Source organism: Marinobacter sp. LV10MA510-1 (genome assembly GCF_002563885.1).
In the GTDB taxonomy this organism is placed as follows: Bacteria; Pseudomonadota; Gammaproteobacteria; order Pseudomonadales; family Oleiphilaceae; genus Marinobacter.
Map to the genome: position 1 here is coordinate 3,619,092 of NZ_PDJA01000001.1, position 18,555 is coordinate 3,637,646.

At 55.9% G+C, this 18,555-nt stretch carries 21 protein-coding genes, 1 other RNA gene and 1 pseudogene; 10 read left to right on the forward strand and 13 right to left on the reverse strand.

All coding sequences use genetic code 11. The features are described 5' to 3' along the window. Nucleotides 1-3: 3 nt before the first annotated feature. The 4 genes from prmA to aroQ are packed head-to-tail and all read right to left on the reverse strand — an operon-like array spanning nucleotide 4 to nucleotide 3,223. Nucleotides 4-897 (reverse strand): 50S ribosomal protein L11 methyltransferase, encoded by an 894-nt coding sequence (prmA, locus tag ATI45_RS17460; protein WP_098420900.1) that lies wholly within the window; start codon nucleotides 895-897, stop codon nucleotides 4-6. 28 nt (nucleotides 898-925) lie between these two features. Continuing rightward, nucleotides 926-2,266 carry an acetyl-CoA carboxylase biotin carboxylase subunit gene (accC, locus tag ATI45_RS17465; protein WP_179888425.1) on the reverse strand — a complete coding sequence of 447 codons (1,341 nt, stop codon included), beginning with the start codon at nucleotides 2,264-2,266 and terminating at the stop codon, nucleotides 926-928. 24 nt (nucleotides 2,267-2,290) lie between these two features. Beyond that, complete coding sequence (accB, locus tag ATI45_RS17470; RefSeq protein ID WP_098420902.1) at nucleotides 2,291-2,755, reverse strand: acetyl-CoA carboxylase biotin carboxyl carrier protein; 465 nt, start codon at nucleotides 2,753-2,755, stop codon at nucleotides 2,291-2,293. A 30-nt stretch (nucleotides 2,756-2,785) separates the two neighbouring features. Next, a complete protein-coding gene (aroQ, locus tag ATI45_RS17475) occupies nucleotides 2,786-3,223 on the reverse strand; it encodes a type II 3-dehydroquinate dehydratase (RefSeq protein ID WP_098420903.1) in 438 nt (145 codons plus the stop codon). A gap of 226 nt (nucleotides 3,224-3,449) precedes the next feature. On the opposite strand from aroQ, the pseudogene ATI45_RS17480 reads away from it, so the two are divergent. Next, nucleotides 3,450-3,608: pseudogene (locus ATI45_RS17480) on the forward strand (EAL domain-containing protein); the annotation flags it as partial. Nucleotides 3,609-3,615: 7 nt separating this feature from the next. Then, nucleotides 3,616-4,665, forward strand: coding sequence for a DUF2333 family protein (locus ATI45_RS17485; protein WP_098420904.1), 1,050 nt, complete (start codon nucleotides 3,616-3,618; stop codon nucleotides 4,663-4,665). 83 nt (nucleotides 4,666-4,748) lie between these two features. On the opposite strand, the gene ppa is transcribed toward ATI45_RS17485, so the two are convergent. Beyond that, nucleotides 4,749-5,276, reverse strand: a complete 528-nt coding sequence (gene ppa / locus ATI45_RS17490; protein ID WP_098420905.1) for an inorganic diphosphatase — start codon at nucleotides 5,274-5,276, stop codon at nucleotides 4,749-4,751. Nucleotides 5,277-5,399: 123 nt separating this feature from the next. Beyond that, entirely contained in the window at nucleotides 5,400-6,074 is a 675-nt protein-coding gene (gene rpiA, locus ATI45_RS17495; protein ID WP_098420906.1) for a ribose-5-phosphate isomerase RpiA, read from the reverse strand. A 198-nt stretch (nucleotides 6,075-6,272) separates the two neighbouring features. On the opposite strand from rpiA, the gene ilvA reads away from it, so the two are divergent. Both ilvA and ATI45_RS22330 read left to right on the forward strand, forming a co-directional pair. Next, complete coding sequence (ilvA, locus tag ATI45_RS17500) at nucleotides 6,273-7,814, forward strand: threonine ammonia-lyase, biosynthetic (protein WP_098420907.1); 1,542 nt, start codon at nucleotides 6,273-6,275, stop codon at nucleotides 7,812-7,814. Nucleotides 7,815-7,982: 168 nt separating this feature from the next. Beyond that, on the forward strand, nucleotides 7,983-8,138 hold the full coding sequence (locus ATI45_RS22330) for a hypothetical protein (protein ID WP_179888102.1): 156 nt from the start codon (nucleotides 7,983-7,985) through the stop codon (nucleotides 8,136-8,138). On the opposite strand, the gene ATI45_RS17505 is transcribed toward ATI45_RS22330, so the two are convergent. The 6 genes from ATI45_RS17505 to ATI45_RS17530 all read right to left on the reverse strand — a co-directional run bounded on the left by ATI45_RS17505 (nucleotide 8,120) and on the right by ATI45_RS17530 (nucleotide 11,687). Next, nucleotides 8,120-8,761 carry a 5-formyltetrahydrofolate cyclo-ligase gene (locus ATI45_RS17505; protein WP_098420908.1) on the reverse strand — a complete coding sequence of 214 codons (642 nt, stop codon included), beginning with the start codon at nucleotides 8,759-8,761 and terminating at the stop codon, nucleotides 8,120-8,122. The genes ATI45_RS22330 and ATI45_RS17505 overlap by 19 nt on opposite strands. Nucleotides 8,762-8,765: 4 nt before the next feature. Beyond that, nucleotides 8,766-8,945, reverse strand: a non-coding RNA gene (ssrS, locus tag ATI45_RS17510) — 6S RNA. 96 nt (nucleotides 8,946-9,041) lie between these two features. Further along, nucleotides 9,042-9,320, reverse strand: a complete 279-nt coding sequence (locus ATI45_RS17515; RefSeq protein ID WP_098420909.1) for a cell division protein ZapA — start codon at nucleotides 9,318-9,320, stop codon at nucleotides 9,042-9,044. Then, a complete protein-coding gene (locus ATI45_RS17520) occupies nucleotides 9,320-9,526 on the reverse strand; it encodes a TIGR02449 family protein (protein WP_098420910.1) in 207 nt (68 codons plus the stop codon). Before ATI45_RS17520 ends, ATI45_RS17515 begins: the two co-directional genes overlap by 1 nt. A gap of 101 nt (nucleotides 9,527-9,627) precedes the next feature. Continuing rightward, on the reverse strand, nucleotides 9,628-10,914 hold the full coding sequence (locus ATI45_RS17525; RefSeq protein ID WP_228736006.1) for an ABC transporter permease: 1,287 nt from the start codon (nucleotides 10,912-10,914) through the stop codon (nucleotides 9,628-9,630). Then, nucleotides 10,899-11,687: an ABC transporter ATP-binding protein gene (locus ATI45_RS17530; protein WP_098420911.1), complete on the reverse strand. Its 789-nt coding sequence runs from the start codon at nucleotides 11,685-11,687 to the stop codon at nucleotides 10,899-10,901. The genes ATI45_RS17525 and ATI45_RS17530 overlap by 16 nt, the downstream gene beginning before the upstream one ends. Before the next feature lie 137 nt (nucleotides 11,688-11,824). Here ATI45_RS17530 and ATI45_RS17535 point away from each other — a divergent pair, with 137 nt between their 5' ends. Then, nucleotides 11,825-12,283 (forward strand): DUF3299 domain-containing protein, encoded by a 459-nt coding sequence (locus ATI45_RS17535; RefSeq protein ID WP_228706080.1) that lies wholly within the window; start codon nucleotides 11,825-11,827, stop codon nucleotides 12,281-12,283. A 14-nt stretch (nucleotides 12,284-12,297) separates the two neighbouring features. On the opposite strand, the gene ATI45_RS17540 is transcribed toward ATI45_RS17535, so the two are convergent. Then, nucleotides 12,298-12,876 (reverse strand): DUF2796 domain-containing protein, encoded by a 579-nt coding sequence (locus ATI45_RS17540; protein WP_098420913.1) that lies wholly within the window; start codon nucleotides 12,874-12,876, stop codon nucleotides 12,298-12,300. A 151-nt stretch (nucleotides 12,877-13,027) separates the two neighbouring features. Between ATI45_RS17540 and ATI45_RS17545 the strand changes: the two genes are divergently transcribed. The 5 genes from ATI45_RS17545 to ATI45_RS17565 all read left to right on the forward strand — a co-directional run bounded on the left by ATI45_RS17545 (nucleotide 13,028) and on the right by ATI45_RS17565 (nucleotide 18,548). After that, nucleotides 13,028-13,636: a UPF0149 family protein gene (locus ATI45_RS17545; protein ID WP_098420914.1), complete on the forward strand. Its 609-nt coding sequence runs from the start codon at nucleotides 13,028-13,030 to the stop codon at nucleotides 13,634-13,636. Nucleotides 13,637-13,673: 37 nt separating this feature from the next. Continuing rightward, complete coding sequence (pepP, locus tag ATI45_RS17550) at nucleotides 13,674-14,993, forward strand: Xaa-Pro aminopeptidase (RefSeq protein WP_098420915.1); 1,320 nt, start codon at nucleotides 13,674-13,676, stop codon at nucleotides 14,991-14,993. A 2-nt stretch (nucleotides 14,994-14,995) separates the two neighbouring features. After that, nucleotides 14,996-16,282, forward strand: a complete 1,287-nt coding sequence (gene ubiH / locus ATI45_RS17555; RefSeq protein ID WP_098420916.1) for a 2-octaprenyl-6-methoxyphenyl hydroxylase — start codon at nucleotides 14,996-14,998, stop codon at nucleotides 16,280-16,282. Next, entirely contained in the window at nucleotides 16,275-17,534 is a 1,260-nt protein-coding gene (locus tag ATI45_RS17560) for a UbiH/UbiF/VisC/COQ6 family ubiquinone biosynthesis hydroxylase (RefSeq protein WP_098420917.1), read from the forward strand. Before ubiH ends, ATI45_RS17560 begins: the two co-directional genes overlap by 8 nt. Nucleotides 17,535-17,624: 90 nt before the next feature. Then, nucleotides 17,625-18,548 carry a DUF808 domain-containing protein gene (locus ATI45_RS17565; RefSeq protein ID WP_098420918.1) on the forward strand — a complete coding sequence of 308 codons (924 nt, stop codon included), beginning with the start codon at nucleotides 17,625-17,627 and terminating at the stop codon, nucleotides 18,546-18,548. Nucleotides 18,549-18,555: the final 7 nt, after the last annotated feature.

Genomic DNA, 18,555 nt, shown 5'->3' on the forward strand with positions numbered 1-18,555 from the left:
CCATCAATGGTGACGTCGCCCCGTGAGCCGTATCCACTCACCTTGCTGTTCTGGTTCATCCATAATAAACCAGGGCTCGTAGGCCGCCATCACATCGCGGGCCTGGTGGTTGAGGATGCCAGACAGCACAATGTCGCCGCCTGGGCGGGTTTTTGCTGCCAAGTGCGGCGCCAGTCCGATCAGTGGCTGAGCCAGAATATTGGCGAGCGTAATGTCGGCCAGGGTGTCGGGTTCGTCTTTCGGCAGGTATAAAGACAGCCTGCTTTCGTCCACTTCGTTACGGCGGGCGTTTTCACGACTGGCTTCTAGCGCCTGGGGGTCGGTGTCGACTCCCATTACATGGTCAGCGCCCAGCAGCAGTGCGGCCAGGCCCAAAATGCCGGAGCCACAGCCATAATCGATCACCTGTTTGCCTTGCACATCCGCGCCGTCTAGCCACTGCAGGCACAAGGCCGTGGTGTCGTGGGTGCCGGTACCGAACGCCAGGCCCGGGTCCAGCAGCAGGTTCGCTGCGTCTGGGTCAGGCGCGTCGTGCCAGCTGGGTACTATCCACAAGCGTTCGCCAAAGCGCAGCGGGTGGAAGTCGTCCATCCATGCCCGCGCCCAGTCTTTGTCTTCAACCAGCGTTACGTCTATGTCCGCCAGACTTTGCTGGGTTTGCTGGTGCCAGGCGTCGCGAATGTTGGAGCACAGCTCGGTAATGTCATAACTGGACTGAAACAGCCCGGTTACGGTGGTTTGGCTCCACAAAGGTGTGGTGCCATGGTCTGGCTCGTACAGAGGTTGGTCAGCGGCGTCTTCCATCGACACCGCATCGGCGCCCATTTCCATCAACACGTCTTCGAGTTGATCGGCGCTGTCCGGATCGGCCGGAATCGTCAGTTGTATCCAGGGCATGGTGCTTCCCGCATTGTCGACGCAGGACTCAGTCCCGAATCAGTTTTTCAAGGTAATGAATGGTGAAGTCTACCTGTTTAAAGCCGCCATCGCGCACCAATCTGCGGTGCAGCGGCTGATTGGTTTTTATACCTTCAACCACCATTTCGTCGAGGGCATTTTTCATGCGCCGACGCGCCATTTCGCGGTCGTCACCCCAGGTGATCAGTTTGGCGATCAGCGAATCGTAGTAGGGTGGTACGGTGTAACCATTGTAAAGGTGAGAATCTACTCGCACACCGTTGCCGCCGGGAGCGTGAAAGTGCTTCACTTTACCAGGGCTGGGCACAAAAGTTTGCGGATCTTCTGCGTTGATTCGGCACTCGATGGCGTGCCCGGTAATCTTGATATCGTCCTGTGTGTACTGCAACGGCAGGCCGCTGGCGATACGCAGTTGTTCGCGCACGATATCTACGCCGGTCACCATTTCTGATACTGGGTGCTCAACCTGCACGCGGGTGTTCATTTCGATGAAGTAGAAACCACCGTCCTGATACAGGAATTCGAAGGTGCCTGCACCCACATAGCCAATTTTTTTACAGGCATCCACACAGGCTTTCAGGGTTTTTTCCCGGGCTTCGGGGTCAATACCCGGCGCCGGCGCTTCTTCCAGCACTTTCTGGTGACGGCGTTGGAACGAGCAGTCTCGGTCGCCCAGGTGAATGCAGTTGCCGTGCATGTCTGCAAGTATCTGAACTTCCACGTGGCGCGGGCGCTCAAGGAATTTTTCAAGATACACGGTCGGGTCGCCAAACACGCTGCGTGCTTCGGTCTGGGTAATCTGTACGGCCTTGAGCAATGCCGCTTCTGAGTGCACCACTTGCATACCGCGACCACCGCCGCCCGATGCGGCTTTAATAATCACCGGATAGCCGATTTTTTGAGCGACTTTGAGAGTCAGTTCGTCGTCTTCGGTCAGCGGGCCGTTAGAACCCGGAACGGTGGGTACACCGGCACTGATCATGGCGTTGATGGCCGACACTTTGTTGCCCATCAGCCGAATGGTCTCGGCTCTGGGGCCGATAAAGCGGAACCCGCTTTTTTCGACCTGCTCGGCAAAGTCGGCGTTTTCCGCCAAAAAGCCGTAACCAGGGTGGATGCCCACTGAGTCGGTTACTTCCGCCGCGCTGATAATGGCAGGGATATTCAGATAGCTGTCGGTCGGGCTGTTGGGGCCGATACAGACGGTTTCATCGGCTAAGCGCACGTGCATCAGGTCGCGGTCGACCTTGGAGTGCACGGCTACGGTTTTGATACCTAATTCTTTACAGGCGCGCAAAATCCGCAGGGCAATTTCACCGCGGTTTGCGATCAATACTTTTTCTAACATAGCTATGGCTCACAATCACCGGGTTCAGGAAATGACGACCAGAGGCTGGTCAAACTCCACCGGCTGGCCGTTTTCGACCAGTATTTCGGTGATGGTGCCGCTCTTGTCCGCTTCAATCTGGTTCATCATCTTCATCGCTTCCACGATACAGATAACATCACCGGCTTTGATGGATTGGCCCACGGCGATGAATTCCGGCGCGGTAGGCGATGGCGCGCTGTAGTAAGTGCCCACCATGGGTGATTTAACGGTATGGCCCTTGGGCGCTGCAGGCTTTTCTTCATGGCTAACCGGGCCTGGGGCTTCCGGTGCTGGTGCGTACATAGGAGCTGCATGCTGCGGTGCCATGTGGCTGACGTAATGCGTGCCGGCTGGCTGCTCACGGCGGCGCGAGATTCGCACGGAATCATCGCCCTCGTGAATTTCCAGTTCTTCGACGTCGGACTCGTCAAGCAGTTCGATCAATTTCTTGATTTTGCGAATATCCATGATTTCTTCAGCCTCTTTTGTAAGGTCTAGTTAATGCGTTTGTTTGAGTGCAGCCTGAAGAGCCAGATCATAGCCCTGGCTGCCGAGGCCGCAGATAACGCCTTTGGCGATATCCGAGAAATAGGAGTGGTGCCGAAATGCTTCCCGCTGGTGCACGTTGGACAGGTGCACCTCAATAAACGGTATGGCAACCGCCAACAGCGCGTCACGCAATGCAACGCTGGTGTGGGTGAAAGCCGCCGGGTTAAACAGAATATAGTCCACACCTTCCGCTTTGGCGGAGTGAATGCGTTCAATCAATTCGTATTCGGCGTTTGATTGCAGGTGGAGAAGATGATGACCCGCGTCTGCAGCGCTGTTTTGCAGGCGCTGATTAATGTCTGCGAGGGTTTCGTAGCCGTATACCTCAGGTTCGCGGGTGCCCAGCATGTTCAGATTTGGCCCGTGAAGCACGAGAATACTTGCCATAAAAACCAATACCTTTGTTTTACAGAATTACCAAAGTTAGCGACACAATGTGCCCATGGTGCGCACTTATGCGGCTCATATCAATACTTTTCGATAAATTTGGATGGTGATCAGGAGCCTTCATGTGACCTAATGCAGGCCCAGCCGTTCTGATACCGTCAATCATTGTCAGACAGCTCTGCAATAGCGTCCATAAGACGTTGGTTCCATACAGAGCAACCCATCGGTGGATATTGCCCACGGTCGCGGTGTGAAAGTGTTTGCCAGCGGCGTGGAAACCGCCGAGGAATTCAAGGTACTGTGTGATTTGGGCATTGATGGTGCAATGGGCTATCATTTAGGGCGTCCGTTTACCGCAGACAACCACCAATTGACAGGGGAATAATACGCTTATGCCAGGCAAAATCAGGCAGTATTTCAAGGACAAAAAGGGCGATGCCCGGGATTCCTCCGGCGGTGGAATGGTGGGTAAGTTGCTGCTTATCATTGTTGTGGTTTACCTGCTGATTGCCATGGTCGTGGGTATGTACTGGAGCAGCGAGCCCGACAATTTTTCGGTGCGTGAACACACCCGCGTTACCGCCAACGCCATGCAGCGTGAACCGGTGACTGGTTTTGCCACCACCGCCACCATGATCCGAATCGCGGAAACCCTGCTGGACAAGCCCGGCGGTTACATTACCAACGACATTTTCCCTCCGGGCCTTTGGCTGGACAACGTGCCCAACTGGGAATTCGGTGTGCTGGTGCAAGTGCGCGATCTGGCCCGAGCCATGCGTCAAGACATCAGTCGCGCCCAAAGCCAGTCCTCGGAAGACGCGGACCTGATCATTGCCGAACCTCAGTTGCACTTTGACAGCGATAGCTGGGCAATTCCTTCAACCGAATCTGAATATCGTCGGGGGATCACCGCTTTGAAGCGCTATCTGAACAGGCTGTCGAGCCCTGGACAGACCGATGCGCAGTTCTATACCCGCGCCGATAGCCTGAACAGTTGGCTGGCCGATCTGGAAACCCGTTTGGGCAGTTTGTCCCGCACCCTGGGTGAGAGTGTGGGTAAAGCCTCTATCTCCGATACGGTAGCGGATTTTGAAGGCCAGGATCCGCTGGAAGAGCGAGCTGAAGGCGTTAATGTAAAAACCGATTGGACCAAGATCGACGATGTGTTTTACGAGGCCCGTGGCAGTTCTTGGGCGCTACTGCACATATTCCGTGCCATCGAAGTGGATTTCCGCAAGGTATTGCAGGACAAGAATGCTACGGCCAGCGTCAAGCAGATCATCATTGAGCTTGAGGGTGCCCAGGGCGACATGTGGAGCCCGGTGATTCTTAACGGCAGTGGCTTTGGCGTAATGGCCAACCACTCGCTGACTATGGCGGCCTATCTGTCGCGGGCCAACGCGGCGATCAGTGACATGCGGACTTTACTGTCGCGGGGCTAACAGTGCGCGTCCGCTAATGTGCAGGCAATAAAAAACCGGGCTCAATGCCCGGTTTTTTGTGAACCATAAAAAGCGATAGGCTTTTAGCCGCCGTAAGCTTTGATGGCGTCAACAATGGCTTTTTTCGCAGCCGCTGCGTTGTCCCAGCCTTGGATTTTCACCCATTTTCCGGCTTCCAGCGCCTTATAGTTTTCAAAGAAGTGATGAATCTGGTTGCGCAGCAGTTCTGGCAAGTCAGTCACGTCTTGTACGTGGGAGTAAGCGGTAGTCAGCTTGTCGTGGGGTACTGCGACCAACTTGGCGTCGCCACCGTTTTCGTCTTCCATGTTCAGCACGCCTACCGGGCGACAACGAATCACAGAGCCAGCCTGGATCGGGTAGGGGGTAATAACCAAGACATCCAGAGCATCACCGTCGTCGGCCAGGGTGTGGGGAATAAAACCGTAGTTAGCCGGGTAGAACATGGGCGTAGCCATAAAACGGTCAACCAGCAAGGCGCCCATGTCTTTGTCCAGCTCGTACTTCACCGGTGAGCTGTTGGCCGGAATTTCAATGGCGACGTAGATATCGTCGGGTGTATTTTTGCCGGCAGGGATGTTGTCGAATTGCATCGGGTGGTCCTTCCTGGGTAGGGTTAAAAAGTGAGCGCCATTGTACGAAACTGCGCGGCTCTGCGAAACTAAACGTTGGTCTGGCATGGCAACCAGCCCAGGCTGCCATGCAGGTCGGGTAGGTCAGCCGCGCTTGAGAGTTTTCACGCCGGTCTTTGTGCCCAGCAGCAGAAGATCGGCAGGGCGGCGGGCAAACAGGCCGTTGGTGACCACACCTACAATCTGGTTCAGACGCTCTTCCACCTGAATCGGGCGCGAGAGGTCCAGGTTATAGACGTCAATAATGATGTTGCCGTTGTCGGTGGTAAAATCATCGCGGTACACCGGGTCGCCGCCAAGTTTCACGATTTCCCGGCCGACGTGGCTCCGGGCCATAGACAACACTTCTAATGGCAGTGGGAATTCACCCAGAATGTCCACTTTTTTGGACTCGTCGGCAATGCAGATAAACGTCTGCGCCACTTCAGCCACGATCTTTTCCCGCGTCAGCGCGCCGCCGCCGCCTTTGATCAGTTCCAGCTGTTCGTTGACTTCATCGGCGCCGTCTATGTAAAACTCCAGATCTGCGGTGCTATTGAGCTCATAAACGGGAATGCCGTGGCTTTTCAGGCGTTCAGCGGTGGCATCGGAGCTGGCCACGGCGCCGTCAAAATCGTTGCGAATGGCCGCCAGCAAATCAATAAAGCAGTTTGCAGTGCTGCCGGTGCCCACACCAATTATGCTGCTGCTGTTCAGGCGGGGGCTGATGTAGTCGATAGCGGCTTTGGCGACCGCTTGCTTCAGTTCGTCCTGGTTCATGGTTGAGCCCGTTGCGGAAAATGAATGGGATACTTGCAGTATACAGCGTCTGGGCTGGCTGCTTATAGACGGTTGCGGGTAAAACTTTCTACACTACGGGTTCTTTCGGTGATGCCCCACGCCAAATCTCTTTCGAATTACGGGGAATTACTTTCGAATCACGCCTAATTCATTCTCAAATTACCTTGCGGAATCGACATGCCCCAACGCTATATCAAGAAAATACTGAATGCCCGCGTTTACGATGTTGCCAATAAAACGCCGCTGACCGAAGCCGTCAGCCTGTCGCGGCGCTTCGGCAACAACATTTTTTTGAAGCGTGAAGATTTGCAGCCGGTATTCTCGTTCAAGATTCGCGGGGCCTATAACAAATTGGTGCAGTTGTCGGAGGAGCAGAAAGCCAAGGGGGTAATCTGTGCGTCCGCCGGTAATCACGCCCAGGGCGTGGCCTTGTCGGCAAAAAAACTGGGCATCAAGGCCGTCATTGTAATGCCCCAGACAACGCCGGAGATTAAAGTGAGGTCTGTGCGTGAGCACGGTGCCAAGGTGGTGCTCAGAGGCGACGCTTTCGACGAAGCCGCGGCCCACGCCCACGAGCTGATTGAAAAGCATGGTTATACCTACATTCCTCCCTACGATGACCCAGACGTGATCGCCGGCCAGGGCACGGTCGCTATGGAGTTGTTCTGGCAGTTCAGCAAGCCCATCCACGCGGTGTTTATCTGTGTCGGCGGTGGCGGGCTGATTGCCGGTATGGCCGCCTACATAAAATATCTGCGCCCGGAGATAAAAGTGATAGGTGTAGAGCCGGAAGATTCAAACTGCCTGCAGGCGGCCATGAAAGCCGGTGAGCGGGTAATACTGGATGAAGTTGGGATATTTGCCGACGGCGTGGCTGTGAAACAGATTGGTGCCTACCCTTGGGAAATCTGTAAAGACCACGTAGACGAAGTGATTACCGTATCCACTGATGAAATCTGCGCCGCGATCAAAGACATTTTTGAAGACACACGCTCCATCGCCGAACCTGCCGGGGCGCTCGGTGTGGCCGGTATCAAAAAATACATAGAACGGGAAAAAATCGAGAACGAAAATCTGATCGCGACCCTCAGCGGCGCCAATATGAACTTTGATCGCCTGCGTTATATCTCGGAACGTACCGAAATCGGCGAGAAGCGCGAAGCTATCCTGGCGGTGACCATTCCGGAGAAGCCCGGCGCGTTTAAAACCTTTATTAACGCCTTGCACAAGCGCAATATCACCGAGTTCAATTACCGTTACGCGGATAGCAAGCAAGCCACGATATTTGTCGGCATTCAGATTCAAGCCGGGGGCTTAGGGCGTGATGAGCTGGTGCGGGAACTGCGCGAGACCGGCTATTTAGTACTGGACCTGACGGACAGCGACCTGGCCAAGCAGCACATTCGCCACATGGTGGGCGGCCACGCTCCAGGTATCAGCAATGAAAAAGTGTTTCAGTTCGAGTTCCCCGAGCGTCCCGGTGCCCTGCTGAAGTTTTTGATGTCCTTGGGCACCCGTTGGAATATTTCGATGTTTCATTATCGCAACCACGGCGCGGCTTACAGCCGCGTGCTGTTAGGCGCTGAAGTGGACGATGACGAAGTGAGAGATTTTGAAAAAATGCTTGAAAAGGTCGGTTTCCGCTATGAAAACATGACCGATAACGAAGCCTACCAGCTGTTTCTAGGGGCAGGAAACGGCAACGGCCATTCCAGCTGAGTGCGGTGCGGGCGCTCAGTGCCCGCCCGGATTGTCAGGGTTACTGAAAGTTAATCTGCCAAAAATTGTAAAATGTCGGTGGAGTGATAGTCTTCCTTTCTTCTACCAACGGAGGCATCAGTCCTCCGTTTCCTGTTTGGGTTACCACAGCAGTTCCGGAGTTAAGAAATGGGCCGCAAGCCAGATATGATCCGCACCATCGCACTGATATTCGCTGTTGGCCTTATTATTACCGGATTCACCTCGCTGCAAGCGTCCGAGCAAAGCTCCCGAGCGGCAACGCCTTCGTATCAGGCCACTATGTCTCAGCCCACTGTCCGATAACAGCCACGCTCGGTGACCACCGAGTGCAAAGGCACATCCCAAGACTCAATCGGTAAGCTGTCCACCCGCTGAAAATCATGGGCCAGGCCAATCAGCTTGGGCGCGAGCCGTGGCCGAGTGCGACAGAACGCAAATGTGCGATCGTAAAACCCTCCGCCCATGCCCAGTCTTCCTCCGTGCTCGTCAAACCCTACCAGCGGAAACAAGATTGCGTCCATGGCCCAGGCTGGCCGTTTCAGGCCGGCGCTAAACGCAGGTTCCGCAATGCCAAAACGATTGGAGCGCAGGCGGGTGTGCGACGTGTAAGGACTGAATACCAGCTTTCCGGGTATTAGCGGGTGCAACACCGGCAAGTAAACGCGTATGCCGCGGCGGCGTGCAGCCTGCACATAGGGCAGCGGGCTGATTTCACCATCGTTTGGCAAGTAAATGGCAATGTGGCGGGCGCGATAAAGGTCAGGGTTGGCTAGCAGGCGCTTGGCCAGTTGCTGCGATGCGTGTCTTTGTTGCAAAGGAGACAGAGCGTTGCGTTGTTGGCGCAAGTGTCTGCGTAACTGATTGCGGGAGGTGTTCTGGTGTGCAGAAGACGGTAAAAAAGAGGGGTGGGCGATGTTGTCGCTCAAAATAAAGCTTCCCGGGCTGCCGTTATCGGATGTAGGTCCTAGAACCCAAGTTCAAGGTCGGTGACCGCTGTGACATATTAGGCTTTCCCCCGTAGGGGACATGCTCACAATGCCCTAAAGTGGCCACCTGGGTAAAGCGCATCGGCTCGAGGACGTACCCGACGAGCGTACAGCCCAGGAAGGTGATCCCATTATAGGGTCAAGATGGGGGCTTATTGCAAGTGCTCTTGGTTATTCTGTTAAAAAACGTCGCTTGTTGCTGTTTTATAAGCTGTTTCTGTTACTTTAGGGCAACGTTAAGCTTGTCGTCCATGGCCTTTAGCAGCGTGCTGCTGCCTTCTGACATGGTATCGCGCTCCAGCATTTCGTTGGTGATATTCAGCGCCGCCATCACCGCAATTCGCTCGGTTCCAAACACCTTGCCGCTGTTACGGATCTCCCGCATTTTACGGTCCAGATGCCGTGCCGATCGCAACAATGCTTCCTGTTCCTCCTCGGGGCAGGTAACCAGGTATTCCTTGTCGAGAATTCTCACCTCAACAGTCGATTTGGTGGACATTAATGCTGCTCCAGTGCCCGCAGGCGGCCTATCATGGCTTCAATTTTGGTTTTTGCCAGGTCGTTTTTATGAACCAGCTGGGCGCGCTCGCGAATCCAGTCTTCCTGGCGTTTTTTCAGCGACTGGTTTTCCATATCAAGCTTGCCGTAGCGCTCAAGAAGCTGATCTAGCTTGTCCGCCAACACCTGTACTTCGGGCTGTTCCATGGGGCGCCTGATCTCGATGGGTGATAAGAATCGACAACTATAAGTGTTGCACGGGATAACGGTCAATTTATAGCTCTGTTATCCCGTTTTGGGTAAAGATTTCAAACGTCGTCCAGTACTTGCCAGCCCGGCCGCCGGCCGCGTCGCCAGGCGCTCAGCGCCGGCACCAAACCAATCACCAGCGCTGCCACCGGCACCGTTGCCAGCAGAATCCACTCGACCTGGCTCAGTGGGCGCAGTGTGAGCAAAACGCCGTAGTTTGCCTGTAGCCAAGGGCTGACTGCGGCTATACCGGCAGCGCCCAGCGCCAAGGCTAAAGCGCAGGCCAGCAGTGCGACAGCCAATGATTCCAGCAGATACAGACTGGCAATTAAGCCCGCAGAGGCGCCGGTGGCGCGAAGTATGGCGATTTCGGCTGATCGCTGGGCCTGTAACGTCAGCAGCACCGTCGCCAGGCTAATCAGACATACCACGACCACAAAACCGGTGACGCCCAACAGCGCTTTTTCAAATTGGCCCAGCAGACGCCAGAGCTCGCTCAGGGCCACGCCGGGCAGTATGGCGGTTAGCGGCTCTTCGCCATAGTTGTTGATGTCGCGCTGAATACGAAAGGTCAGTACTCTGTGCTCTACGCCGGCAAACGCGGCGGTAATGTTGGACGGGGTAAAGCTGCGCTCTTTGGCCTGTTCCAGGGTGAGGGTGCGCCCGGGAATGCCAACGCCGGATTCCCAGCCCACATGCATGGCTTCCATGCTGTTCAGGCTGATATAAACCGCCTGGTCTACCGGCGTGCCTGTGGCACCAAGCACGCCGGTTACGGTAAACGGCGTGCTGTCGTGGCGGGCGAAGCTCACGCTACCACCACCGTGGCCCATAATGAGCTGGTCGCCAACGTTATGATTAAAGGCACGGGCTACATCGGCGCCCAATACCACTTCAAACAGATCGTTAAACCACTGGCCGTGCTGCAGTGCGAGCGGCTGGCTGCGACCATAGCGAAAGTGCTCGAACATGGCGCCGGTGGTCGCTACCACGCGGTGGCCGTTGTAGCTGTCGCCCAGGGAAATGGGGATCAGCCAGCTTAAACGCTCGTCACCCTGTAGCGCCTGGTAGCTTTGCCAGCTAAGGTTGTTGGTCGCATCGCCAATGTGAAACACGCTGTATAGCAGCAGGTTTAACTGACCGCTGCGGGCCCCGATAATCAGATCTGTATTGCTGATGGTGTTGGTGAACGACTGGCGGATTTCGCTGCGCACGTACTGAATGCCCAGTAGCAGACTCACGCTGAGCGTTAGCGTGAGGGTAACCAGCAGCAGTATTCTCCGCCGGTGCCAAAGGCTGGATTTGGTAAGGCTCAGAGCAAGGCGGGCAGTCATGAGGATAGCCATGAGGGCTGCTCCAGTTCAATCTGGTGGTGAAAATGGTGTGCCAGGGCCGGGTCGTGACTGACAAACACCACGGAAGTTCTATTTTGATGTGCCATCTCCAGCAGCAACTGCATAAAGCGGTCCCGATTGTTGCTGTCCAGCGCCGAGGTGGGCTCGTCAGCCAGAATCAGCTCTGGTGCGCCCATCAACGCGCGGGCGGCCGCAACCCGCTGCTGTTGGCCAATGCTCAGCTGCGCGGGTTTTCGGCTATGCAATTCCTGGGGAATGGATAGCTCTGTCAGTAGTGTTGTTGCTTTGGCGTAAATGGCTGCCTGGGTATCTGAATGACTGGCGTCTGAGCCAATGCGATCACGGCGAGCGCGGGATAGCTGACAGGGCAGGGTGACATTAGCCAGCGCGGTCAAATAGGGCACCAGATTGAACTGTTGAAAGATCACGCCGATATGGTCGGCGCGAAAACGGTCCCGTGCCGAGGGTGCGAGGCTTCCTATAGATTTCCCCAGCAGGCGTATTTCGCCGCTATCTGCGGTGTTTAGCCCGGCCAGAAGGCCTAGCAAGGTGCTTTTACCGCTGCCGCTGGCCCCCCGTAAAAACAGGTGGTCGCCGGCGTTCAGAGTAATATCTGGAAAAGTCAGAGCAGGCTGGCGCGACTGCCAGCGAAAGCTCAGCTCGCTGATTTGTAGGGAGGGCTGCGAGGGTAGAGCGCGCAGTGAAAGCGGATTGCTTGCGCTGTCAGAGTCTGGAGTGATCATGGTGGCTGTCGTTTTGGTCATGGTGATTGATTCTGGCGGGTGTATGATAACGCTTTTCACTCCACAACTTGGCGGGGTTAAACGAATACATGATTAATAAGCTGCACAGAGTGAGTTGTGTTCGGCGCTGTTTTGCTTTGCCCCTGGGGTTGCTGCTAATGGTATTTTTACCTTTGGCGCACGCGGAGCTACCGGAGATTGATTGGTTGGATTTGATGCCGGCGGAAGATCTGGCATTGCTAGAGAGCATGCCGGAAATTGTGCACGATGGCGAAGGCCCGCCCTTGCTGCCGGACGAAATCATGACAGGGCGTGTGGTAACGGCCATGGCGAATACCCGGGGTCGTATTCCAGGTTTCGTGGTGCCGCTGAAGACCACAGAGGATATGCGCATTCTGGAGTTTTTCCTGGTGCCTTATTTTGGTGCCTGTATTCATGTACCACCACCGCCGCCCAATCAACTTATCCATATGAAGTACAAAAAGGGCTTCAAGCTGACTGCGCTCTACGACCCGGTCTGGGTTGAGGGTACGATTCTGATTGACCGTACCGAGAATGTGATCGGGATTTCGTCTTATTCTATGGCGGTGGAGTCAGTTTATCCTTATGAGCCTTGATGCTTTTGGGCTTTTCAGAGCTGGAATTGGTTATCGGGTGAGCTCAGTTTTGCGCTGCCCTGGGTGCTGTTGGTTACCCACTCCACGTCCAGTTCCTGTATCTCCGGAAACTGGTCAATCAACGGAGTTGTAAGCTGGCCGCCGATATCCGCGCTTTTGCAGTTGAGCACCTGACTGACTTCTATGTTGGCGTGTTCGTTCATCGTTTCATCATGATGGTGGTCGTGATTATGATGATCTTTTTCAGCGGCTTTTGCGTTGAAGTCCATGCTGGCAGACTCCACCGTGCAGTTGCCGCTAGCAGGCGTAATGAGTGCCTGGGTCGTTAGCCACTGCCTGGCGTTTTCCAGGGTCTGTTTTTGTTGCTCGGTGCGTGGTTGGTGTTCGAACCCCAGCAGGTTGTAGGCGGGGCTGGTCAGAATCAGGTCAATGTTGTTGTTTTCTACCGCTATCTGCAGCTGGGCGTGGCCGTGTTGGTGTGGTTGCTGTTCGCTGGCGGTGCTGGCAGTGGCCAGTGCGCACAAACACAGGCCAATGGCGAAATTCAGAGAGTTTAGGGATTTTAGAGAGGTTAGAGGGTTGCGGGATGTCATGACTGGCTCCTGTAAAGTTATGTTATAACATCTTTAACTGAGCGCGATGAAAAAGCAACAGAATGTGATCTAAAGCAACAGAAAGTGCCATGGAGGCGCTGCAATGCTAGGATAACGGCAATCTTTATTATTCCTCTATCAGGGTTTTTTCATGTCTGTATCCGATGCTTCCGCTGCTCCAAATATCGAGATTTCTGCGGAATTCGAGCGCTGGGCCAATGTATTTTTGGCGCACAAAGCGTTCAGCCATCCGTCTGAGTTACACGGTGTGCTCTGTGGTCGTTTCGCCGCCGGTGGGCGTATGCAAGAAGACGAGTGTGCCTCCATGGTATGCGAACATATCGGACTGGCTTCGACAGCGCTGGAGGAATCGCCGGAGCTAAGAGTGTTCGCTGCGGGTATTTACCAGCAGGCCCTGGCGCAGCTGAGCAGTATGGATATGAGCTTTCAGCCCCTGCTGCCAGACGATGATTATGCGCTTGAGCAAAGGCTGGAGTCGCTGATTTCCTGGGTGCGTGGTTTTCTGGCGGGTATGGCACTGGCGGCGGGTGAGTCGCTGGGGGAGGCGCCGGAAGAAATCCGCGAGCTGATGGAAGACATGGTCGCCATCAGTCAGCTGTCTGACGAAGAAGACGCCAGCGAAGAAAACGATCAGCAACTGGTAGAAATTACCGAGTATGTCCGGTTGGGTGCGCTGGCGGTGTTTACCGAGTTTAACGAGCCGGAGCAACCGCCCAAGACGCCCCCTACTCTTCATTAGGACCCATTAAGATTCACTAAAGCTGGTTGGAGACTGTATGACGTCGATGATACCTGTAAAGGAATTTGCGGAACGTCGCCGCAAGCTGATGGACCACATGGCGCCGGACAGCATTGCCATTCTGCCTTCGGCGCCAGAACGCGTACGTAATCGCGACGTTTTGCACCCGTTTCGCCAAGACAGCGACTTTCATTATTTAACCGGCTTTGGTGAGCCTGAATCGGTGCTGGTGTTGATTCCCGGGCGCGCTCATGGCGAATCGGTGTTGTTCTGCAAAGAGCGCGACCCTTCGAAAGAACAGTGGGACGGCTTTTTAGTGGGCCAGGAAGGCGCCGTTGAGCGTTACGGCGTGGACGACGCTTTCCCGATTGGTGACATCGACGACATCCTGCCGGGCCTGATTGAGGGCCGCAGCCGCATTTATTACCCGCTGGGTAAAGACCGTGGTTTTGACACCCGTGTTATGGACTGGGTAAAAGTGATTCGCAGCAAAGTGCGCACCGGCGCTCGCCCCCCCGGCGAATTTGCGGCCGTAGAGCATCTTCTGCACGATTTGCGTCTTTATAAAAGCGCGAATGAAATCAAAGTGATGGCCAAGGCCGGCGAAATCTCAGCCCAGGCCCACTGCAACGCCATGAAACTCGCCCGCGAGGGCCTGAGTGAATACCACTTGGAAGCCGAACTGATTCATACGTTCCGTCAGCACGGCACCCGCGAGACGGCGTATCCATCTATTGTGGGTGGCGGCGTGAACGGCTGTATTCTGCATTACATCGAAAACAGCGAGCCCCTGAACAACGGCGATCTGGTATTGATCGACGCCGGCTGCGAACTGGAATGCTACGCCTCGGACATTACTCGCACGTTTCCGGTGAGCGGCCATTTCAGTGAGCCTCAAAAGGCGCTTTATAACGTGGTGTTGAATGCCCAGTACGCTGCGATTGATGCCGTGCGCCCCGGCAACCACTGGAATCAGCCCCACGAAGCAGCGCTGAATGTGCTGACCCAGGGCCTGATTGATCTGGGCCTGATTGCGGGGCCTGTTGATGACGCCATTGCCAATGAGACCTTCAAGCCGTTTTTCATGCATCGCACCGGCCATTGGTTAGGGTTGGACGTGCACGATGTGGGTGATTACAAAGTGGGTGATGCCTGGCGCCAGCTGGAGCCGGGCATGGTCATGACGGTAGAGCCGGGGCTGTATGTGTCACCGGGTAACACCGATGTGGATGAGCGCTGGCGCGGAATTGGCATTCGCATTGAAGACGACGTAGTCGTTACCAAAGACGGCTGCCGCGTACTGACGGACGGCGTGCCAAAAACAATCGACGAAATTGAAGCATTAATGGCGGGCTGAGCGTGACGGCAAACGATACGGATACCGATATCCTGATTGCCGGCGGCGGGTTAGCCGGGGCGACCCTGGCTTTGGCGCTGGCGCGCATGGTGCCGCAACTGCGTGTCACCGTGGCAGAGACTTTTCCTCTTGCCAGCAACGCTGAGCCTGACAGCTACCAGCCCAGCTACGATGCGCGCTCAACCGCCTTGGCCTGGGGTTCGAGGCTGATTTATGAGCAGCTTGGTTTGTGGCCTGCATTGGCCCAGCACGCCGCTCCGATACGTCATATTCACGTATCGGATCGCGGTCATTTTGGCGCCGCCCGCCTGCACGCCGCAGAATACCGCCAGGACGCGCTGGGCTACGTGGTGGATAACCGCTGGATGGGCCTGTGTCTGGTGCGTGAGCTGTTAAAAACGCAGGTGCAATGGTTGGCACCGGCAGAGGTAACTGACATGACCTGCCACGGTGATAATGTGCGGGTGACGGTAACCACCGCAGGCGAAGCCCGGGAGCTGAGCGCACGCTGCCTGGTGGTGGCCGACGGCGGCCGTTCCGACTTGCGTGAGCGCCTGGGGTTTCAGATTCGGCACCAGCCCTACGGCCAGAATGCGTTGATTGCTAACGTAACCACCGCCGACAGCCATCAGTTTGCTGCCTACGAGCGCTTCACCGACAGCGGCCCCATGGCGTTGCTACCCCACGGATCGCCAACCTGCGCTAGCCATCAGTCAGCGCTGGTGTGGACCTTATCGAACTCCGAGCTGGAACAGGTGTTGGCCATGCCCGACGCCGACAAATGCACGCGTCTACAGCAACGCTTTGGCTGGCGCCTGGGGCGCTTCACCCGCATTGGCGAATGCAATCACTACCCGCTGGCGCTAACGCTGGTAGACAACCCGGTGCGCCCGGGCGTTGCGTTGGTGGGCAACGCCGCACACAGTTTGCACCCGGTGGCGGGCCAGGGTTTCAATCTGGCCCTGCGCGGATTGATGACGCTGGTGGAGCAATTCCGCCTGGCCAGTGAGCAAGGCTGCAACCCCGGTGAACTTGCGGTATTGCAGCGTTACCAGCAATTACACCAGAGCGACCGGGTGCAAACCGCAGGTTTTTCCGACTCCCTGATTCAGATTTTTGGCTCGCCACTGCCACCGCTTGCGGCGGCCAGAGATGCCGGTTTAATGGGGTTAGACCTGGTGCCCGCGGCAAAACGTTGGTTTGCAGGCAACGCCATGGGCCTGGGCGGTCGCAAAGCCCGCATTCAGCGTCCCGGTTCCCATAACAGCAAGGCGCTGAGCCATGACTGAAGCGCAGAGCTCACAAACGCCCACCGTGGCAGACATTATGATTGTTGGTGGCGGTATGGTGGGGTCGGCCCTGGCTTTGGGGTTGGCGCAACAGGGCTGGCACGTCGTTCTGGTTGAGGCCAGCCCCCTGGCGAAGTTGCAGACCGCCGCTCAGCCGGCGACCAGTGTTGATGATTTCGAACCCCGTGTGAGCGCCATCTCTATGGCCAGCCAGCGTTTGCTGGAAAAGCTTGGTGCCTGGGCCGAAGTGGCCGCGGGTCGTCATTGCCCGTACCAGATGATGGCCGTGTGGGACGCCGAGGGCACTGGGCGCATCGAATTCGACGCCGCAGAGATGCGCGCCGAAGCGCTGGGCACTATTATCGAAAACCGCCATATTGTGCGGGCCCTGTTTAATGCTCTGGAGGCCAGCCCGGCGACCATTATCAGTGGCGCCAAGGTTGCTGGCTGGCTGGCGAACGGGCCGAATGGAGAGGGTGGAGATGCGCCCGGTATTCGCCTGGAAGATGGCCAGCAGCTGCGGGCGCGATTGGTGGTAGCGGCAGATGGCGCGCAATCACGGTTGCGTCAGTTAGTAGGCTTACCTACCCGCGAATGGGATTATGATCAACAGGCCATTGTGGCCACGGTGCGCAGCAAGCAGCTGCACCAGTACACCGCGCGCCAGAGCTTTTCCCGCACCGGCCCGCTGGCGTTTCTGCCGTTGCAAGCTGATAACGGCGACGAGAATTTTTGTTCGATTGTGTGGTCGCAGGACACGCTTGAGGCCCGTCGCCTGATGGCGCTGGACGACGCCGCTTTCAATGCCGAACTGGAGCGTGCCATAGAACTTCCGGTGGATTCGATTGAAGCGATTTCCCGTCGCTTTGCGTTTCCTCTGCGCCAGCGCCACGCCATGGATTACACAGCGTCAGGCTTTGCGCTGGTTGGCGACGCCGCGCACAGTATTCATCCGCTGGCCGGCCAGGGTGCCAATTTGGGTTATGGCGACGTGGCGGTATTGCTGGAGGAATTGAAGCGTGCCCGCAAGCTGGGCCTGAACCCCGGGGATGCTCTGGTGCTGGGGCGCTACCAGCGCCGCCGCAAATCGGAAAATTTGACCATGATGGCAGCCATGGAAGCCTTGAAGCAGCTCTTCGGCCGTGACGAACTGCCGTTACGTTGGCTGCGCAATCAGGGCATGAACTGGCTTAACCAGTTGGCACCTCTGAAAAACCGCTTGGCCGCCGAGGCGATGGGTTTAAAGGATTAAGGGCTTAAAGGATTAAACCTTTGTAAGCAGCCATTTTAGCCGCGCTGTTCGAGCGTCAGAATGGTGTTTTTACATTTCAGGGAAGTATTGATGGCCGGAAGCAGCCTGTTCTTATTAATCGACGACATTGCCACCATACTTGACGACGTATCGTTGATGACCAAAGCTGCCGCCAAGAAAACCGTCGGCGTGCTGGGTGATGACCTGGCATTAAACGCGCAACAGGTAGCCGGCGTAAAGCCTTCGCGGGAGCTACCGGTGGTGTGGGCAGTTGCAAAGGGGTCGCTGCTGAACAAGGCTATTTTGGTGCCTGCGGCGGTGGCTATCAGCTTTTTTGCGCCTTGGCTGGTAACGCCCCTGTTAATGCTGGGTGGTGCTTTTCTGTGTTACGAAGGCGCGGAAAAGCTGGTGCACCGGTTTTTGCACAAAGCCGAACACGACCAGCATAAAAAAGATCTGAAAGAGGCCCTGAAAAATCCGCAAGTCGACTTGAAACAGGTCGAAAAAGACAAAATAAAAGGTGCGATCCGCACCGACTTTATCCTGTCGGCGGAAATCATCGCGATTACCCTCGGCACAGTAACTCAACAACCTATCGGCATGCAGTTCGCCGTGCTGTCAGTGGTGGCTTTAATGATTACGGTGGGTGTTTACGGTTTGGTGGCGGGTATCGTAAAACTGGACGACGGTGGCCTGTACCTGACGAAAAAAGACAGCGCTTTGGCGCAAAAGCTGGGCCACGGTATTCTGTGGTTTGCGCCTTATATGATGAAAACCCTGTCGGTGCTGGGCACCATTGCCATGTTCCTGGTGGGCGGGGGTATTCTTACCCACGGCTTTTCCGCCATTGGTCACGGTATTGAGAGTTTTGCCGGGGGTCTGGGAGAGATGGCCGGCACAATAGTGCCCATTCTGGCCAATGGCCTGTTTGGTTTGGTTGCAGGGTTGTTGTTAGTCGCGGTGCTGACGCCATTGCTGAAAAGATTTAAAAAGCCGGAAGCTCAGCAAAGCTGAGAGTTAG

Bases quoted from the DNA above. Each gene is read 5' to 3' on its own strand.
- prmA (WP_098420900.1), bottom strand. From the start codon at position 897: ATGCCCTGGATACAACTGACGATTCCGGCCGATCCGGACAGCGCCGAT.
- accC (WP_179888425.1), bottom strand. From the start codon at position 2,266: ATGTTAGAAAAAGTATTGATCGCAAACCGCGGTGAAATTGCCCTGCGG.
- accB (WP_098420902.1), bottom strand. From the start codon at position 2,755: ATGGATATTCGCAAAATCAAGAAATTGATCGAACTGCTTGACGAGTCC.
- aroQ (WP_098420903.1), bottom strand. From the start codon at position 3,223: ATGGCAAGTATTCTCGTGCTTCACGGGCCAAATCTGAACATGCTGGGC.
- ATI45_RS17485 (WP_098420904.1), top strand. From the start codon at position 3,616: ATGCCAGGCAAAATCAGGCAGTATTTCAAGGACAAAAAGGGCGATGCC.
- ppa (WP_098420905.1), bottom strand. From the start codon at position 5,276: ATGCAATTCGACAACATCCCTGCCGGCAAAAATACACCCGACGATATC.
- rpiA (WP_098420906.1), bottom strand. From the start codon at position 6,074: ATGAACCAGGACGAACTGAAGCAAGCGGTCGCCAAAGCCGCTATCGAC.
- ilvA (WP_098420907.1), top strand. From the start codon at position 6,273: ATGCCCCAACGCTATATCAAGAAAATACTGAATGCCCGCGTTTACGAT.
- ATI45_RS22330 (WP_179888102.1), top strand. From the start codon at position 7,983: ATGGGCCGCAAGCCAGATATGATCCGCACCATCGCACTGATATTCGCT.
- ATI45_RS17515 (WP_098420909.1), bottom strand. From the start codon at position 9,320: ATGTCCACCAAATCGACTGTTGAGGTGAGAATTCTCGACAAGGAATAC.
- ATI45_RS17520 (WP_098420910.1), bottom strand. From the start codon at position 9,526: ATGGAACAGCCCGAAGTACAGGTGTTGGCGGACAAGCTAGATCAGCTT.
- ATI45_RS17525 (WP_228736006.1), bottom strand. From the start codon at position 10,914: ATGGCTATCCTCATGACTGCCCGCCTTGCTCTGAGCCTTACCAAATCC.
- ATI45_RS17530 (WP_098420911.1), bottom strand. From the start codon at position 11,687: ATGACCAAAACGACAGCCACCATGATCACTCCAGACTCTGACAGCGCA.
- ATI45_RS17535 (WP_228706080.1), top strand. From the start codon at position 11,825: ATGGTATTTTTACCTTTGGCGCACGCGGAGCTACCGGAGATTGATTGG.
- ATI45_RS17540 (WP_098420913.1), bottom strand. From the start codon at position 12,876: ATGACATCCCGCAACCCTCTAACCTCTCTAAAATCCCTAAACTCTCTG.
- ATI45_RS17545 (WP_098420914.1), top strand. From the start codon at position 13,028: ATGTCTGTATCCGATGCTTCCGCTGCTCCAAATATCGAGATTTCTGCG.
- pepP (WP_098420915.1), top strand. From the start codon at position 13,674: ATGACGTCGATGATACCTGTAAAGGAATTTGCGGAACGTCGCCGCAAG.
- ATI45_RS17560 (WP_098420917.1), top strand. From the start codon at position 16,275: ATGACTGAAGCGCAGAGCTCACAAACGCCCACCGTGGCAGACATTATG.
- ATI45_RS17565 (WP_098420918.1), top strand. From the start codon at position 17,625: ATGGCCGGAAGCAGCCTGTTCTTATTAATCGACGACATTGCCACCATA.